Below are 15400 nucleotides of genomic sequence, written 5' to 3' on the forward strand. Positions count from 1 at the left end.
TGTTACTTGCATCTAAAATGCAGGTACAAAACCGGAGACTTCCATGCCCTCGCGACGCCATGTTGCACGTGACATTTCTTATGCCTATTCCGCTGAAACCAAAAGCGGACGGATGGTCATCAAGCTTATGGAGAACACCACAGGCCGCCTGCGCCTTATCAGGCGTGCTGATGGGTACGAAAAAGACGTGGCCAACGGGCGAGATTTCTGGTCGGTCATGGTTGAGAGATACGGTTTGTCTCTGGATGTGGTTGGCGGGTCATTGTCTAATATTCCCCGTGATGGCCCTCTGATTCTGATTGCCAATCACCCATATGGAATTCTGGATGGGTTGATGATGGGGCACATGTTGTCCAGTACGCGTGGGGATTTTCGCATTCTGGCCAACCATGTGTTTCGTAAGGCAGAGGATCTGAATCGGGTCGTTCTGCCGATTTCATTCGACGATACAAAAGCTGCGATGAAGCAGAACCTCGAGACCCGCAAGAAAGCTTTGAACTATCTGGGCGAGGGCGGCGCGATTGGCATATTTCCCGGCGGTACCGTCAGCACAGGGGCAAAGCCTTTCTCGTACCCGATGGACCCGGGCTGGCGTGGCTTCACAGCGCGGATGGTTGCCAAATCAGACGCGACAGTTGTGCCGGTCTTTTTTGACGGTCATACCTCACGCCTGTTTCAGATCGCCAGCCATCTGCACAATACATTGCGCATGGGATTGCTAATCAAGGAATTCAAAAAACGCGTTGATACCCCGGTCCAGGTGGTGATCGGAGAGCCCATCGGCCGCGACGTTCTGGACCCGTTGGCCAAGGATACGCGCAAGATGATGGATTTCTTGCGCAAAGCAACGTATGAGCTGTCTCCAAAGCCACTAAAGTCTTATGACTATGGCTATGAATTTGAGGAACGGCATCGCGCCTAAAGGGGCAAATGGCAGTAGGCATTTTTGATTCTGGTTTGGGCGGTCTGACCGTTCTGAACGCCGCGCAGAAACGTCTTCCCGACGTTGATTTCCTGTATTACGCGGACAGCGCACATGCGCCTTACGGGGTGCGTGATGTAGAGAATATCTATGAGCTGACCCGGGGTGCGGTGAACGACCTCTGGAACCGGGGATGTGATCTGGTGATTCTGGCCTGCAATACGGCCAGCGCTGCTGCTTTGCGGCGGATGCAGGAAGAGGGCGTGCCTCAAGGCAAGCGCGTCTTGGGCGTTTTTGTTCCATTGATCGAAGCGCTGACTGAGCGGCAATGGGGTGACAACAGCCCGCCGCGTGAAGTCGCGGTCAAACACGTCGCTTTGTTTGCGACCCCGGCCACCGTATCGAGTCGCGCGTTTCAACGCGAGTTGGCCTTTCGTGCGATTGGCGTAGATGTTGAGGCGCAGGCCTGCGGTGGGGTCGTTGATGCCATCGAGGAAGGCGACATGATCCTGGCCGAAGCGCTGGTTCGAAGCCATGTGGACGCCCTGAAACGCAAGATGCCAGAGCCTCAGGCCGCAATTCTGGGCTGTACGCACTATCCCTTGATGGCTGAGGCGTTTCAGAAGGCCTTAGGACCCGACGTTGAGGTGTTCAGCCAGGGTGATCTGGTTGCCGAAAGTCTGGCAGACTATTTGCAGCGGCACCCGAACATGCAGGGTGCGGCGAAGGGCGGTTATCTGACCACTGGTAAGCCAGGCGTTGTCAGTGATCGCGCCACCCAGTTCCTCCGACGACAAATTACTTTCGAGGCTGTCTGACTTTGGTCAAAGACGCGGCCTGAAAGAATCCGTAATCCCATGACCGTCACAGTGGCGGGCATGAACAGTGGCATAGAGTTTCAAGAGGTCCAAGATGACCCACAAAATCGCAATTCTGGGCGCTTCGGGTTATACCGGCGCTGAACTGGTTCGGTTGATCGCCGAGCATCCGAATATGGAAATCGCTGCACTTTCTGCCGAACGGAAAGCCGGACAGTCGATGGCGCAGGTATTTCCACATTTGCGGCACCTGGAATTACCGGTTCTTTGCAAAATTTCAGAAATCGACTTTTCAGGGATCGACCTGTGCTTTTGCGCGCTGCCACATAAAACCAGCCAGGAAGTTATCCGCGATCTGCCGAAGGACCTGAAAATCATCGACCTGTCCGCCGATTTCCGGCTACGCGACCCTGAGGAATATGAAAAATGGTATGGCAACCCTCATGCGGCTTTGGAGCAGCAGGAGGAGGCCGTTTACGGCCTGACCGAGTTTTATCGCGATCAAATTTGCACGGCCCGTTTGGTTGCCGGAACAGGTTGCAACGCCGCTACCGGACAATATGTATTGCGTCCCTTGATTTCGGCCGGTGTCATCGATCTGGATGACATCATTCTGGACCTCAAATGCGCGGTGTCTGGTGCCGGGCGGTCGCTGAAAGAAAACCTGCTGCATGCCGAACTTAGCGAAGGATATAACGCATATGCTGTTGGCGGTACTCATCGGCATTTGGGGGAATTCGATCAAGAATTTTCTGCCCTTGCAGGGCGCCCGGTCCAAGTTCAGTTCACTCCGCATCTAGTTCCGGCAAACCGGGGTATCCTAGCGACTACATATGTCAAAGGTGACCCCACGAGCGTTTATGAAGCGCTTGTGAAAACCTATGAAAGCGAACCATTTATCCAGATGCTGCCATTTGGCGAAACACCCTCGACCCACCATGTGCGCGGCTCAAATTTCTGCCATATCGGCGTGGCCAGCGACCGGATCGAGAAGCGCGCCATTGTGATCGGAGCACTGGATAACCTGACAAAAGGTAGCAGTGGCCAAGCCTTGCAGAACGCTAACCTGATGTTAGGTGAAGCTGAAACTGCGGGTCTGATGATGGCCCCACTTTTCCCATGAGGAACAAATGAAAACGCTCAAGAAACGTCGTCGCGTTCAAATCATCCTTCTGTCAATCGTTGCTTTGGCAGTGTCTACGGCGTTGATCGGATACGCTATGCAGGACGGCATCAATTTCTTCCGCTCGCCCAGTGAAGTAATGGCAGCGCCGCCAAAACCGACTGAAGTATTCCGGATCGGTGGTCTGGTCGAAGAGGGTTCGATCGTGCGGGGGCAAGGGGAAACCGTGCGTTTTGTGGTGACGGACGGTGGCGAAAGTGTGCCGGTCACGTTTACTGGGGTTTTGCCTGATTTGTTCTCGGAAAACCAGGGTATGATTGGTACCGGAAGCTACGTAAACGGAGTCTTTGAAGCCTCAGAAATTCTTGCGAAACACGATGAGACCTATATGCCAAAAGAGGTTGTGGACGCGTTGAAAGAACAAGGTATTTACAAGGAGGCCGGCGAGAGCTGAGCCATAGGCTTTGAGATCGGAATTCGGGCGTTGCGTGGATCGACATGCAGCGCCCTTTCTATTTTAGCTGTATTAACAGAATTGTCCGAGCGTCTGTCTGTCCCAAGTTGGAGAACAGTACATGCAGACGGTTCGGCAGATCGCGGAACAGATAGTTACGCGTGAAGGTGGTTTTGTCGATGACCCCGACGATCCGGGTGGAGCGACAAAATTCGGCGTAACAATCCATACCATGCGCAGATTGCAACTGGACCTGACGCAGGACGGGAACGTTGATGTATCCGATGTAAGGCGGCTGAGCCGGTCGCAGGCCGTTGAAATCTTTATCCGCCACTATTTCTCAAAACCGCGATTACACCTACTACCTAACATTCTGCAGCCATCTGTTTTCGACATGTACGTGAATTCAGGCGTTCAAGCTGTTAAAATTATGCAATATTTGCTGCGTGAAATGGGGTATCATGTCGTCGTAGATGGCGTTGTGGGCCCGCAGACGGCGCAGGCTTGTAGTGCTGCGTCTGAACCGGACCCTGTCGCGCTGCGGGATGCTTATGGCGTTGCCAGGAGAAACTATTATTTCCGGATAGCGGAACGGCGTCCAGCCTCTCGCAAATATGCTCGGTCCCGGTCTGGGGCAAAAGGTGGCTGGATACGACGCGCCGAGGAATTCCTGTCACCGACCTATCATCTTAGCGACGCAGAGTTTCAAAGGAGGGTTTCTGAATGGGGCTGATCTCAGGAATATTTGCGTTCTTGTTTGGCGAGGGTCGGAATGTCGTGCGTGAAACAACCGAAGTCTTTCGTGAAAATTCTGAGCAGGGCGCTAAACGCGACCTGACGCGACAACTGGGAGTACTGGAACAGTATAGGGCTGAGTTCGAGCGGGTTCAAAAAAGTGCATTTGACCGTTTTATGGATGGGCTCAACCGGCTGCCGCGCCCCGCCATGGCCTTGGGAACATTGGGGCTGTTTATCGCCGCTATGGTCGATCCGCTTTGGTTTGCCGCTCGGATGCAGGGGATTGCGTTGGTACCTGAGCCCTTGTGGTGGTTGTTGGGCGTGGTCGTCTCGTTCTATTTCGGCGCAAGACACCAGACCAAAGTGCAGGATCTGCAGCGTGAAATTTCGGCAACGATGACACGTACTCCGAAAGTTATGGAAAACATCGAAACACTGGCAGAGATGCGGGAACGTTTGATTGGGGTCGCTGATACTGGGACAGATGCAGGCTTGGCCGATGAGGTCCTAAAACCCGATTTCAACCCTGCGCTCGAGGATTGGCGGCGGGGTCGGTCCGCCTGACCCGCGACACTATGTGCGTCCGGCAGAGGCGAAAGTGATTGGTGATTGTCCCTCAACAGGAATATATGCGGGACCATGATTACAGAACTTGGTCACTTCGCGCTGATACTCGCCTTTCTCGTCGCCATCGTTCAGACGGTCATTCCGCTGATAGGGGCGGCGAAACGGTGGACTGGCTGGATGTCCTTTGCAGAAACCGCCGCTATTGCACAGTTTCTGTTAGTCGCCTTCTCTTTCGCGGCGTTGGTCTGGGCCTTTACCACCTCTGATTTCTCATTGCGGATAGTGGTTGAAAACAGCCATTCCGCCAAACCGATGCTGTATAAAATCAGCGGCACGTGGGGCAACCACGAAGGGTCAATGTTGCTGTGGGTCCTGATCGTCGCAGTTTTCGGGGCCATGGCCGCTTTTTTTGGCGCAGGGTTACCTCCGACGCTCAAAGCGCGCGTGCTGGCGGTTCAGGCGGCCGTAGGGGTGGCGTTTTACGCTTTTATCCTGCTCACCTCGAACCCATTTGACCGTCTGATTGTCGCCCCGTTCGATGGGCGGGATCTCAACCCATTATTGCAAGATCCAGGTTTGGCATTCCACCCGCCGTTTCTGTATCTGGGCTATGTCGGCCTGAGCATGGCATTCAGCTTTGCAGTGGCCGCGCTGATCGAAGGGCGCGTGGATGCCTCTTGGGGGAGGTGGGTGCGTCCCTGGACGCTGGCCGCATGGATTTTTCTGACCATTGGGATCGCGCTTGGATCCTGGTGGGCCTATTACGAGCTGGGCTGGGGCGGGTTCTGGTTCTGGGATCCGGTCGAAAACGCTTCTTTCATGCCGTGGCTATTGGCGGCAGCCCTGTTGCATTCTGCTATCGTGGTCGAAAAGCGTGAAGCGCTGAAGAGCTGGACCATCCTTCTGGCGATTATCGCCTTTGGCTTTTCGCTGATCGGGACGTTCATTGTGCGATCGGGGCTTTTGACTTCGGTACATGCCTTTGCCAATGATCCTGAACGCGGCGTGTTTATCCTGATCATTCTTGTGGTCTTCATTGGCGGTGCGTTGACACTCTATGCGGCACGCGCGCAAGCGATGGAGGCCAAGGGCGTGTTTGGTATGGTCAGCCGCGAAAGCGCCCTGGTGCTGAACAACATTCTATTGGCGGTCAGCTGTTTCGTTGTGTTCTTCGGAACCTTGTGGCCGATGGTGGCCGAGATGGCATTTGATCGCAAACTCTCGGTCGGCGCGCCGTTCTTTAATGCGGCGTTCACACCGTTCATGGTTGCGCTGGGGATTGTATTACCGCTTGGTGCAATGCTTCCGTGGAAACGTGGAAAGCTTGGCAAGGCGGCGCATTCGTTGCGGTTCGCATTCCTTCTGGCGGTTGCGCTTGGCTTGCTCGTTTGGGTCATGCAGACCGGTCGCAGCGCATTGGGACCCGTGGGGCTGTTTCTGGGGGCCTGGATCACATTTGGCGCTATTGTGGACCTTTGGAGCCGTACTGGAAGAAAAAACAACCTGCAGCGTCTGTTCAGACTGCCCGGTGCCGATTGGGGCAAGGCTGCAGCCCATACCGGACTGGGGGTTACGATCTTTGCCATCGCCGGGCTGACCGCATGGGAGGTCGAGGATATCCGCGTTGCGCAGACGGGGCAGCCTTTCGAGGTTGGCCAGTTCACTCTGACACTTGAACAGGTTCGGAATGTCGAGGGGCCCAACTATTTCTCAACCACAGCCGATGTTAAGGTCGAACAGGCCGGTCGAACAATCGCAACACTGCATCCGGAAAAACGCGACTACCCAGTTTCAAGGATGCCAACGACTGAAGCTGCGATTGACTATCGGTTTCTCAGGGATCTTTACGTCGTCATTGGAGATCAGCAGGCAAATGGTGGCTGGGTCGTGCGGACTTATATCAAGCCTTTAGCGAATTGGATTTGGGGCGGGTGCCTACTGATGGCGCTCGGTGGCGTTCTTAGCCTGTGCGACAGGCGTTTTCGCGTTGCGGCAGGCGCGCGCAAGACGCCGACGCAGGGGGTTCCGGCGGAATGAAACGGTTTCTACTGATACTGCTTTTATTGGCAACGCCAAGCATGGCTGTCCAACCTGACGAGGTGCTTGATGATCCGATCCTGGAACAGAGGGCGCGGGATCTGAGTTCCGGCTTGCGCTGTCTGGTTTGCCGCAACGAAAGCATAGACGAAAGCAATGCAGGATTGGCCCGTGACTTGCGCCTGTTATTGCGCGAACGCCTGGTGGCCGGCGATACAGATGGACAGGCGATTGACTTTATCGTTGATCGCTACGGCGAATATGTTTTGCTAAGGCCAACAACGTCAGGATCGAACATCCTTTTGTGGCTGGCCGGTCCGATCATGCTTTTGATCGCTGTGGCGACTGGTTTCAGCTTTTTACGCAAAAGATCGGCGGAACAGGACCGAAGGGAAGGTGACGGCCTCCTTAGCGACGCCGAGAAAGAACGATTACGCGAAATCCTCAAAGATTGACCTTCGGTTCACCTTTTCCTTCATTGGAAATTGAGGCAGGGTCGCAGGCGCAGCGAACCTTGGAGGGGTGGATGGAATACGAAGCGATCCTGTTGGACATTGCGGATGATCTGGCAGTGGTAACTCTGAACCGCCCAGAGAAGTTGAACGCAATGACCGCTCAGTTGCGGGCCGAAGTCACGCACGCGATGAAACACGCTGCCACCCATGCCCGCGCGATTGTTTTGACCGGTAAGGGAAACGCTTTTTGCTCGGGTCAGGATTTAGGTGATGCCTCAAGCACCGGGAAGATTGATCTTGAGCGCACGCTGCGCGACGAATACGAGCCCATGCTTGAAGCAATCTATAATTGCCCGGTTCCAACAATCGCCGCAGTAAATGGCGCTGCTGCGGGGGCAGGGGCCAATCTGGCGCTATGCGCGGATATCGTGATCGCGACGGAGAGTGCTTATTTCCTGCAGGCTTTTGCCCGTATCGGCCTGTTGCCCGACGCTGGAGGCACCTGGTTTATGCCGCGCCAGATGGGGTTCGCCAAAGCCATGGGCGCTGCTCTTTTTGCCGATAAGATCAGTGCTCGACAGGCCGACGACTGGGGCCTGATCTGGGAAGCCGTTCCCGACGCGGAGTTCGAAGCGCATTGGCGCAAGCGGGCCATGTATCTGGCCAAAGGTCCAACCTCAGGGTTTGGCGCCATCAAAAAGGCTATTCGCGGCACCTATGAAAACACTCTGCCGCAACAGCTCGAGGCAGAGGCGCATCTGCAAGGTGAATGTGGCCGCAGCCGAGACTTTTCCGAAGGCGTCGTTGCCTTCATGCAAAAACGCCCCCCGAAATTCGAAGGGCGTTGAGGTTGTCAGGCGCGGCGGCGTTTACGCACGCGCCGTTCCGGAAGGGCGGACTCGCCAGTCCCGTCAGTTGCGGATGAGAACGGGCCCAGCGCGTCCGTGATCTGATCAAGGGTTGGGCGTATACCGGACGGGGCACCGTCAAGCGCAGCTCTCATGTGCCGCAGATGCTCGGGCATTGTGCCGCAACATCCGCCGATAATGCTTGCGCCAGCCTCTCGCGCCATGGTCGCATAATGGCCCATCAGTTCCGGCGTGCCGTCATAATGAATATGTCCATCCACATATTTCGGAATACCGGCATTGCCTTTTGATATCAGCGGCCGTTCCGTACCTTGTGCGACAAATCCAAGGACAGTGCGCAGAATATCAGACGCGCCAGTCCCGCAATTTGCGCCAAAGGCAACCGGCGGGTTAGGGAGCGTTTCAACCAACTGAGCAAAGTCGGCGGATGTGACACCCATCATGGTGCGGCCAGCCGTGTCAAAGCTCATCGTGCCACACCAAGGCATATCGACCAGCGCAAAGGCTTCTGCCGCGGCCCTGAACTCTTCTGGGGCGCTGATGGTTTCGACCCAAAGAACATCGACACCACCGTCCTTCAATGCCTGCGCCTGTTCGTGGAACATTTCCACGGCATCGGCATGGGACAGGGCGCCAACAGGCTGCATGATCTCGCCGGTTGGTCCGACCGATCCCGCGACGATAACCGGACGGTTGGCTTTGTCAGCAACCTCACGGCCAAGTTCTGCGCCTGCGCGGTTCAGTTCAGCGACCCGGTTCTGAGCCTCGTGCAGTTTGAGACGCGCAGATGTCCCGCCGAATGTGTTGGTCAGGAAAAGGTCGCTGCCTGCGTCCACCGAACCCTGATACAGCGCGCGGATTTTATCCGGTGCATCGACGTTCCAAAGCTCGGGCGCGTCGCCCGACTGCAGGCCCATGTTGAATAGGTTTGTACCTGTTGCTCCATCCGCCAAAAGAGTCGTGTTGGAGTCCAGAAGTTTGCTGAGCGCATTTGTCATAAGAATATTCCGAAACTGGCGAGCCGCGCTAAAAATGCGAGACGCCCCGTGTCTCATGACCGGGGCGTCAAATCAAATTCATAAATCTCATGAAGATCATGAATATTGCGGGGAGACCTTAGCTGGTTTCGTTGAGAACCTGTGCTTTGGCCTCGACCAGAAACTCGGCCATTTTTGCGCGGATATCGTCATCCGAAGACAGATCCCCGAGATCGCCGGAAACTTTGCGCACGACATCCTCGTGCCCGGTTTCTTCCAGGTCTGAAATCACAACGGATTTTGCGTATTCATCGGCTTCATTACCGGTTTTGCCCAGTTTTTCGGCCGCCCAAAGGCCAAGCAGTTTGTTGCAACGCGCCTGTGCTTTGAACTGCATTTCTTCATCATGGGCGAATTTTGCTTCGAATGCATTTTCGCGCTCGTCAAACGTAGTCATCAGTTGGACCCCTTGGGTTGGTAGTTCTTTCCTTAATGATATGACGATACGACGATCCGGGTGCAAGGTATTTGCGCTGCGTCAAAGCCTCTCGGTCCTCGGAACTTGCGGGAAGGTGGGGGTTGGACTAAGAGAGCGCCAAGGCGAAGGAACTTTTTCCCTCGCGACAGTCTGGAAAGGTCGCTCATGGCGCGTCGCAAGAAAATTTACGAAGGTAAGGCCAAGATTTTGTATGAAGGCCCTGAACCGGGTACAATCGTGCAGTATTTCAAGGATGACGCCACCGCCTTCAACGCTGAAAAGAAGGACGTGATCGACGGGAAAGGTGTGCTGAACAACCGCCTGAGCGAATACTTCATGAACGGACTGAATCAAATCGGTGTACCGACCCATTTCATCCGTCGCCTGAACATGCGCGAACAGTTGGTCCGCAACTGCGAAATCGTACCGCTTGAAGTTATTGTGCGCAATTTCGCGGCTGGCACGATGTCCAAACGCCTTGGCATTGCCGAGGGGACACAGCTGCCGCGCCCGATAGTAGAATACTGCTACAAGGACGACGCGTTGGGTGATCCTCTTGTCACCGAAGAACATATCGCCGCCTTTGGATGGGCCAGCCAGCAGGACATGGAAGACATTCTTAGCCTCGCATTGCGGGTGAATGACTTCATGAGCGGTGTGATGCTGGCGGTTGGCATTCGTCTGGTCGATTTCAAAATTGAAATCGGTCGCGTCTATGAAGGTGACTTCCAGCGCCTGATCATAGCGGATGAAATCAGCCCAGACAGCTGCCGTCTTTGGGATATCGAAACCGGCCAGAAGCTGGACAAGGACGTGTTCCGCCGCGACTTGGGCAGCCTGACCGACGCCTACTCGGAAGTTGCGCGTCGCCTAGGCGTTCTGCCGAAAAGCAATGTGTCCAAACCGACCTTGATCAACTGATCGAACGCCGAAGAACAACGCAAAAACGCCGCCGATATTGGGCGGCGTTTTTATTTGAGATCGGGTATTTGACAGGGCCGCAGCTTGTCCGGCATTGTTTGTTGAACAAGCGTAATCGGGTGAACAAAAATGGCCGAGCTATTTGATCAGGCAGTATTTTTAAAGTTCCTCGCTGCGCTGCTGGCGATTTTCAACCCGCTATACGGCATCCCGATCTTCCTCAGCATGACCGAGGGGTACAGCCCGCCAGAACGTAAACGCGTTGCAATGGTTGTGACAGCCACGGTTGTGATTGTATCACTGATTTCGGTACTGATCGGCGAAGAAATTCTGGCGCTTTTCGGTATCGACATTCCGTCTTTTCGCATCGCTGGTGGGTTGATCATTCTTGGGGTTGGCATGTCGATGCTGAACGCGTCTGACCGGTCAGAAAGCGATCAGAAAGCCGTTAAAGATGGCGCGCAGAAGAAGAACATTGCGGTTGTTCCCCTGGCTATCCCGTTGACGATTGGGCCCGGCACTATCGCGACAACCATTGTGTTCGCGCATAGTTTGCCCGACGGCGCCGAGGTAGTAACATTGGGGGCGGCCGTTTTGATTGCCTGCGCTATTGTCGGGCTGGGATTGTTATTCGCTGACCCTATTTCCAGGTTCTTTGGGCCGACAATGATCAATGTGATCACCCGTGTTATGGCCATCATTTTGGTTGCCGTAGCGGTTGAAATGGTTCTGACAGGGACCTTCAACGCAATAGATACGCATTATCCCGCGCTAAAGGGGTCCGGGTAGGTGCTGACAAGGGTTGTCGAACGCCGACAGTCGCGCTATCCCCGCGCACAACGGAACGGGCCTCAAATACCGGCCCTCAGCTGGAGTTGCAGTAAATGAAAGCACGTGTGCATGTGATGCTGAAAACCGGGGTACTTGACCCGCAGGGTGAAGCGGTGCGCCACGCATTGGGTGCCATGGGTTTTGAACAGGTCGAAGGCGTCCGTCAGGGCAAGGTGATTGATCTTGAACTCGCCGAGGGTGCGACGGAATCGGACGTCACCGAGATGTGCGAAAAACTGTTGGCTAACACGGTCATCGAACGCTACGAGATCGAACTGGTCTGAACCGCTTGCAGGAGGGCTAGCCATGCGCGCAGCTGTCATCGTTTTCCCCGGTTCCAACTGTGATCGGGATCTTGCCGTTGCCTTTGAACAGGCCGGGTTCCAGGTAGACATGGTCTGGCATAAAGATGCCGCTCTGCCCAAGGGCGTGGACATTGTCGGTGTCCCCGGCGGGTTTTCTTATGGAGACTACCTGCGCTGCGGAGCGATTGCCGCACAATCCCCGATCTGCAAGGCCGTGGTCGACCACACCGAGCGGGGCGGATACGCCGTTGGTATCTGTAACGGGTTTCAGATCCTGACCGAGACCGGAATTCTGCCTGGCGCTCTGCTGCGCAATGCGAACCTGAAATATATCTGTCGTACCGTAGGCCTGAAGGTCGCAACCAGCGACAGCGCCTTTACCCAAGGCTATAACGCTGGCGATGTGATCGGCATTCCGATTGCGCATCATGATGGAAACTATTTCGCGGATGAGGCTACATTGTCCACGCTCAGGGATCACGACCGGATCGCATTCACCTATACCGAGAATCCGAACGGCTCGGTTGGCGACATTGCGGGCATTCTGTCTGAAAACCGCCGTGTTCTTGGTATGATGCCGCATCCCGAACGAGCGGCAGACGAAGGGCATGGTGGCACGGATGGAACGGCATTGTTTCGCGCATTGTCGGGCATCGTCGCACCTGCGTGACTTGAGCTTGCATCTTAGCCCGCGTAACTTTCGGGAATGAGTTCCGACACACGCTCTATCTGGTCTGCACTGTTCAGACCGCTCCGCGCTGCGCCTCTTGGCTGGCCTTTACGCGCGGCTGTTCTGGTGCTTTTGCTGGCAACGGTTGCGACGATATGGATAACCAACAGTCTGCTGACGGATCGGTTTATTGAATCCACGCGAAACCGGGCCGAGCTGCGCCTTGCTCTGTATTCCGGGAACCTGCTGAGCGAGCTGCGCAGAAATGCGATTGTGCCGCAGCTGCTGGCGCGGGATCCGACGCTGATCTCGGCGTTGCAATCCAGCGATTTTACACTGTCCACGCAGCGACTTATTTCTTTTGTCGAAGAGATAGGCGCCGCGTCCTTGATGCTTTTAGACCGGGATGGCCGATCTGTTGCCGCAACTGATCGCAACCGGTTGGGCGAGACGCACAGAAACGCGCCGTATTTTGTAGATTCCATTCGGTCAAACTCGACCATCTTCACCGTGATTGAAAAGGAATCCGGTGGTTACAGCTTTATCTATTCGCGCCGGATGGAGGCCTCGTCGGACATCCTTGGTGTCATCGTTGTCGAGGTTGATCTGCAGAAATTCGAACGCGCCTGGGCAGGGATCTCCGATGCTGTTCTGGTCGCTGACAGTACGGGCACCATTATTCTGTCGACTGAACCGCAATGGCGCGGAGTAGAGGAGGGGGCTGCCATGCTGCGGCAGCCGCCGCAAAGTGCCATCCAGCGCGCTATCAGGGCCACGACCGATTGGACGGCTCTGCCCCCCGACGCCTATTTGCAGGGCGAGGCGGTGATCCGCATGGAGACACGCATTCCATTCCGCGGCTGGACCATGACCTCGTTCACCACCTACGCCTCGATCCGTGAGAAGGTAAACAGCGTTCTTGCATTGGAAATCATGGGTTTTGCGATTCTGTTGGCGCTTGCCTTCTATGCGCTCAGCCGTAGGGCCACGTTCAGAATGGCCTTGTTCCAGCGCGAGTCGGCAGAGCTTCGCGCATTGAACGCAAGGCTACAGCGGGAAATCGCTGAGAGGGAACGGGTTGAAAAGACGCTGGAAGTAGCCGAGCAGACGCTGGCCCAAAGCTCGAAACTCGCGGCCCTGGGCGAGATGTCTGCGGCCGTCAGCCACGAGCTGAATCAACCTTTGGCTGCAATGAAGACCTATCTTGCCGGCGCGCGTTTGCTGCTGCGACGGAACCGCCCCGAAGAGGCGCTGGCCAGCTTTGGCCGCATCGACGGTCTGATTGAACGAATGGGCGCAATAACACGCCAGCTCAAGTCCTATGCCCGCAAGGGTGCGGATGCGTTTTCACCAGTTAACCTTGGCGAAGCGCTCGCTTCGTCCCTCTCCATGATGGAGCCGCAACTGCGTCAAAGGCACGTCAAGATTACGCAGATACTGCCGGAAGAAACCGTACTAGTCATGGGCGACCGCATGCGGATCGAACAGGTTATGGTGAACCTCTTGCGTAATGCCTTGGACGCCACCAAGTCTGTATCGGAACCGGATGTTGAAATCATACTGGCCGCGGGTGACCAGGCGGTGCTGACTGTACGCGATAATGGCTATGGGATTGAAGACATCGAAAACCTGTTTGAGCCGTTCTACACGACCAAACAACCCGGCGATGGAGTCGGTCTGGGGCTTGCCATCTCATCCGGTATCGTGAACGACCATGGGGGACGGCTGACCGCGCGCAACAGCCAGCACGGTGGCGCGGTGTTTGAGATGCAACTGCCGATACTTGGAAGCGATGGCCTTGAGGCCGCTGAATAACGAGGAATGAATATGGCACAGGCCATGAAAATCGCCATTGTTGATGACGAACAGGACATGCGCCAGTCGATCAGCCAATGGCTGGCACTGTCGGGATATGACACTGAAACCTTTTCCAGTGCCGAGGATGCACTGAAAGTTCTGGGTCCGGATTATCCGGGTATCGTCATATCGGACATCAAGATGCCTGGTATGGACGGTATCCAGCTGTTGAAAAAGCTGATGGGCGCGGACAGCACCTTGCCGGTGATCATGATTACCGGCCACGGTGACGTGCCAATGGCGGTTGAGGCCATGCGCGTGGGTGCGTTTGATTTCCTCGAAAAGCCGTTTAACCCGGATCGGATGTCCGAACTGGCCAAACGTGCCAGCAATGCCCGCCGGTTGACGCTGGACAATAGGGCCCTGCGCCGCGAGCTGTCCGGTGGCACTCAGATTATGAACAAGCTCATCGGTGCCAGCCCCGTGATGGAGCGCCTGCGCGAGGATATTCTGGATCTGGGGCAGGCTGACGGTCATGTTCTGATCGACGGAGAAACCGGCACCGGGAAAACCCTGGTTGCACATGCGTTGCACGCTGTTGGCAGTCGCGCTGGCAAAAAATTTGTTCTGGTTTCGTGTGCTGCTCTCGAAGAAGAGGCCTTGGGAAAGCGTCTGTTCGGCCCGATGATGCCAGAAGACAGCCAGTTGCCCGCGATTGAGGAAGCCCGGGGTGGAACTCTGGTTCTGGAGGATGTCGAGGCGCTCAGCGATACGCTTCAGGCGAAACTGCTGAGTGTCATGAACGATCAGGGCACACCTGCCGAAACCCGCATCGTCGCCATTTCTAACCTGCAGGAAGCTGGGAAAACCAGCGAGGACGTTCTGCGCCCTGATCTGTTCTACAGGCTTGCAGCATTGCGGATCACAATGCCGCCGCTGCGTCAGCGCGGTGAAGACATTCTGACCCTGTTCACACGGCTGAGCGAGCAATTCGCTGAAGAATACGGCTGCGATGCACCTCAGGTCAGTGCGCAAGAGGCAGCTCAGCTTTTGCAAGCGCCGTGGCCCGGAAACGTACGGCAGCTGATAAACATCGCGGAACGTGCCGTGCTGCAATCCCGTCGCGGATCGGGGACGATCGCGTCTCTGTTGATGTCTGATCACGAAGAAATGCAGCCCGTGATGACGACCGAAGGCAAGCCGCTCAAGGAATATGTCGAGGCATTCGAGCGGATGCTGATCGACAATACCATGCGGCGACATAAGGGGTCGATTGCCTCGGTTATGGATGAACTATGCCTGCCGCGTCGGACATTGAATGAGAAGATGGCCAAATATGGCCTGCAACGTTCCGATTACCTGTGACGGGCTTGAGGCGATGCCTTTGTCGCCCTTTGGGTGATACCAAGTGATGTTTTTAGCTGGATAACGAGATCCC

17 protein-coding genes are annotated in these 15400 nt (G+C 55.6%); 15 read left to right on the forward strand and 2 right to left on the reverse strand.

Annotated features, from left to right (window positions below; all coding sequences use genetic code 11):
• The first annotated feature begins 43 nt into the window (after nt 1–43).
• From AC2FIM_RS01915 to AC2FIM_RS01955, 9 genes are all read left to right on the forward strand, one after another.
• Nucleotides 44–922 carry a lysophospholipid acyltransferase family protein gene (locus AC2FIM_RS01915; RefSeq protein ID WP_271946941.1) on the forward strand — a complete coding sequence of 293 codons (879 nt, stop codon included), beginning with the start codon at nt 44–46 and terminating at the stop codon, nt 920–922.
• Between the two features lie 8 nt (nt 923–930).
• A complete protein-coding gene (gene murI, locus AC2FIM_RS01920; RefSeq protein ID WP_271946944.1) occupies nt 931–1740 on the forward strand; it encodes a glutamate racemase in 810 nt (269 codons plus the stop codon).
• Between the two features lie 94 nt (nt 1741–1834).
• Nucleotides 1835–2863 (forward strand): N-acetyl-gamma-glutamyl-phosphate reductase, encoded by a 1029-nt coding sequence (argC, locus tag AC2FIM_RS01925; protein ID WP_496731719.1) that lies wholly within the window; start codon nt 1835–1837, stop codon nt 2861–2863.
• 7 nt (nt 2864–2870) lie between these two features.
• On the forward strand, nt 2871–3317 hold the full coding sequence (ccmE, locus tag AC2FIM_RS01930) for a cytochrome c maturation protein CcmE (RefSeq protein ID WP_271946950.1): 447 nt from the start codon (nt 2871–2873) through the stop codon (nt 3315–3317).
• A 121-nt stretch (nt 3318–3438) separates the two neighbouring features.
• Nucleotides 3439–4050, forward strand: coding sequence for a holin-associated N-acetylmuramidase (locus AC2FIM_RS01935; protein WP_271946953.1), 612 nt, complete (start codon nt 3439–3441; stop codon nt 4048–4050).
• Nucleotides 4041–4619: a holin family protein gene (locus AC2FIM_RS01940; protein WP_496731721.1), complete on the forward strand. Its 579-nt coding sequence runs from the start codon at nt 4041–4043 to the stop codon at nt 4617–4619. Before AC2FIM_RS01935 ends, AC2FIM_RS01940 begins: the two co-directional genes overlap by 10 nt.
• A gap of 75 nt (nt 4620–4694) precedes the next feature.
• Nucleotides 4695–6659 (forward strand): heme lyase CcmF/NrfE family subunit, encoded by a 1965-nt coding sequence (locus tag AC2FIM_RS01945; RefSeq protein ID WP_496675447.1) that lies wholly within the window; start codon nt 4695–4697, stop codon nt 6657–6659.
• Nucleotides 6656–7114, forward strand: a complete 459-nt coding sequence (locus AC2FIM_RS01950; protein ID WP_142633979.1) for a cytochrome c-type biogenesis protein — start codon at nt 6656–6658, stop codon at nt 7112–7114. The genes AC2FIM_RS01945 and AC2FIM_RS01950 overlap by 4 nt, the downstream gene beginning before the upstream one ends.
• Nucleotides 7115–7185: 71 nt before the next feature.
• Nucleotides 7186–7962 (forward strand): enoyl-CoA hydratase-related protein, encoded by a 777-nt coding sequence (locus AC2FIM_RS01955; RefSeq protein WP_142633977.1) that lies wholly within the window; start codon nt 7186–7188, stop codon nt 7960–7962.
• Between the two features lie 5 nt (nt 7963–7967).
• On the opposite strand, the gene bmt is transcribed toward AC2FIM_RS01955, so the two are convergent.
• Both bmt and AC2FIM_RS01965 read right to left on the reverse strand, forming a co-directional pair.
• Nucleotides 7968–8981, reverse strand: a complete 1014-nt coding sequence (gene bmt, locus AC2FIM_RS01960; protein ID WP_271946964.1) for a betaine--homocysteine S-methyltransferase — start codon at nt 8979–8981, stop codon at nt 7968–7970.
• Nucleotides 8982–9099: 118 nt separating this feature from the next.
• The gene (locus AC2FIM_RS01965; protein ID WP_271946966.1) at nt 9100–9417 is read right to left on the reverse strand and encodes a DUF1476 domain-containing protein; all 318 of its coding nucleotides are present in this window, start codon (nt 9415–9417) and stop codon (nt 9100–9102) included.
• 186 nt (nt 9418–9603) lie between these two features.
• Here AC2FIM_RS01965 and purC point away from each other — a divergent pair, with 186 nt between their 5' ends.
• From purC to AC2FIM_RS01995, 6 genes are all read left to right on the forward strand, one after another.
• Nucleotides 9604–10359 carry a phosphoribosylaminoimidazolesuccinocarboxamide synthase gene (gene purC / locus AC2FIM_RS01970; protein ID WP_271946969.1) on the forward strand — a complete coding sequence of 252 codons (756 nt, stop codon included), beginning with the start codon at nt 9604–9606 and terminating at the stop codon, nt 10357–10359.
• Nucleotides 10360–10488: 129 nt separating this feature from the next.
• Nucleotides 10489–11148: a MarC family protein gene (locus AC2FIM_RS01975; RefSeq protein ID WP_271946972.1), complete on the forward strand. Its 660-nt coding sequence runs from the start codon at nt 10489–10491 to the stop codon at nt 11146–11148.
• Nucleotides 11149–11243: 95 nt separating this feature from the next.
• Nucleotides 11244–11474, forward strand: a complete 231-nt coding sequence (gene purS, locus AC2FIM_RS01980; protein ID WP_271946975.1) for a phosphoribosylformylglycinamidine synthase subunit PurS — start codon at nt 11244–11246, stop codon at nt 11472–11474.
• A 22-nt stretch (nt 11475–11496) separates the two neighbouring features.
• Nucleotides 11497–12165, forward strand: a complete 669-nt coding sequence (purQ, locus tag AC2FIM_RS01985) for a phosphoribosylformylglycinamidine synthase subunit PurQ (RefSeq protein ID WP_271946978.1) — start codon at nt 11497–11499, stop codon at nt 12163–12165.
• 36 nt (nt 12166–12201) lie between these two features.
• Nucleotides 12202–13980 (forward strand): sensor histidine kinase, encoded by a 1779-nt coding sequence (locus AC2FIM_RS01990; RefSeq protein WP_496707814.1) that lies wholly within the window; start codon nt 12202–12204, stop codon nt 13978–13980.
• 12 nt (nt 13981–13992) lie between these two features.
• Complete coding sequence (locus AC2FIM_RS01995) at nt 13993–15327, forward strand: sigma-54-dependent transcriptional regulator (RefSeq protein WP_142633961.1); 1335 nt, start codon at nt 13993–13995, stop codon at nt 15325–15327.
• The last annotated feature ends 73 nt before the right edge of the window (nt 15328–15400 follow it).

The organism is Ruegeria sp. CDSC052 (assembly GCF_059610685.1).

Bases quoted from the DNA above. Each gene is read 5' to 3' on its own strand.
- AC2FIM_RS01915 (WP_271946941.1), top strand. From the start codon at position 44: ATGCCCTCGCGACGCCATGTTGCACGTGACATTTCTTATGCCTATTCC.
- murI (WP_271946944.1), top strand. From the start codon at position 931: ATGGCAGTAGGCATTTTTGATTCTGGTTTGGGCGGTCTGACCGTTCTG.
- argC (WP_496731719.1), top strand. From the start codon at position 1,835: ATGACCCACAAAATCGCAATTCTGGGCGCTTCGGGTTATACCGGCGCT.
- ccmE (WP_271946950.1), top strand. From the start codon at position 2,871: ATGAAAACGCTCAAGAAACGTCGTCGCGTTCAAATCATCCTTCTGTCA.
- AC2FIM_RS01935 (WP_271946953.1), top strand. From the start codon at position 3,439: ATGCAGACGGTTCGGCAGATCGCGGAACAGATAGTTACGCGTGAAGGT.
- AC2FIM_RS01940 (WP_496731721.1), top strand. From the start codon at position 4,041: ATGGGGCTGATCTCAGGAATATTTGCGTTCTTGTTTGGCGAGGGTCGG.
- AC2FIM_RS01945 (WP_496675447.1), top strand. From the start codon at position 4,695: ATGATTACAGAACTTGGTCACTTCGCGCTGATACTCGCCTTTCTCGTC.
- AC2FIM_RS01950 (WP_142633979.1), top strand. From the start codon at position 6,656: ATGAAACGGTTTCTACTGATACTGCTTTTATTGGCAACGCCAAGCATG.
- AC2FIM_RS01955 (WP_142633977.1), top strand. From the start codon at position 7,186: ATGGAATACGAAGCGATCCTGTTGGACATTGCGGATGATCTGGCAGTG.
- bmt (WP_271946964.1), bottom strand. From the start codon at position 8,981: ATGACAAATGCGCTCAGCAAACTTCTGGACTCCAACACGACTCTTTTG.
- AC2FIM_RS01965 (WP_271946966.1), bottom strand. From the start codon at position 9,417: ATGACTACGTTTGACGAGCGCGAAAATGCATTCGAAGCAAAATTCGCC.
- purC (WP_271946969.1), top strand. From the start codon at position 9,604: ATGGCGCGTCGCAAGAAAATTTACGAAGGTAAGGCCAAGATTTTGTAT.
- AC2FIM_RS01975 (WP_271946972.1), top strand. From the start codon at position 10,489: ATGGCCGAGCTATTTGATCAGGCAGTATTTTTAAAGTTCCTCGCTGCG.
- purS (WP_271946975.1), top strand. From the start codon at position 11,244: ATGAAAGCACGTGTGCATGTGATGCTGAAAACCGGGGTACTTGACCCG.
- purQ (WP_271946978.1), top strand. From the start codon at position 11,497: ATGCGCGCAGCTGTCATCGTTTTCCCCGGTTCCAACTGTGATCGGGAT.
- AC2FIM_RS01990 (WP_496707814.1), top strand. From the start codon at position 12,202: ATGAGTTCCGACACACGCTCTATCTGGTCTGCACTGTTCAGACCGCTC.
- AC2FIM_RS01995 (WP_142633961.1), top strand. From the start codon at position 13,993: ATGGCACAGGCCATGAAAATCGCCATTGTTGATGACGAACAGGACATG.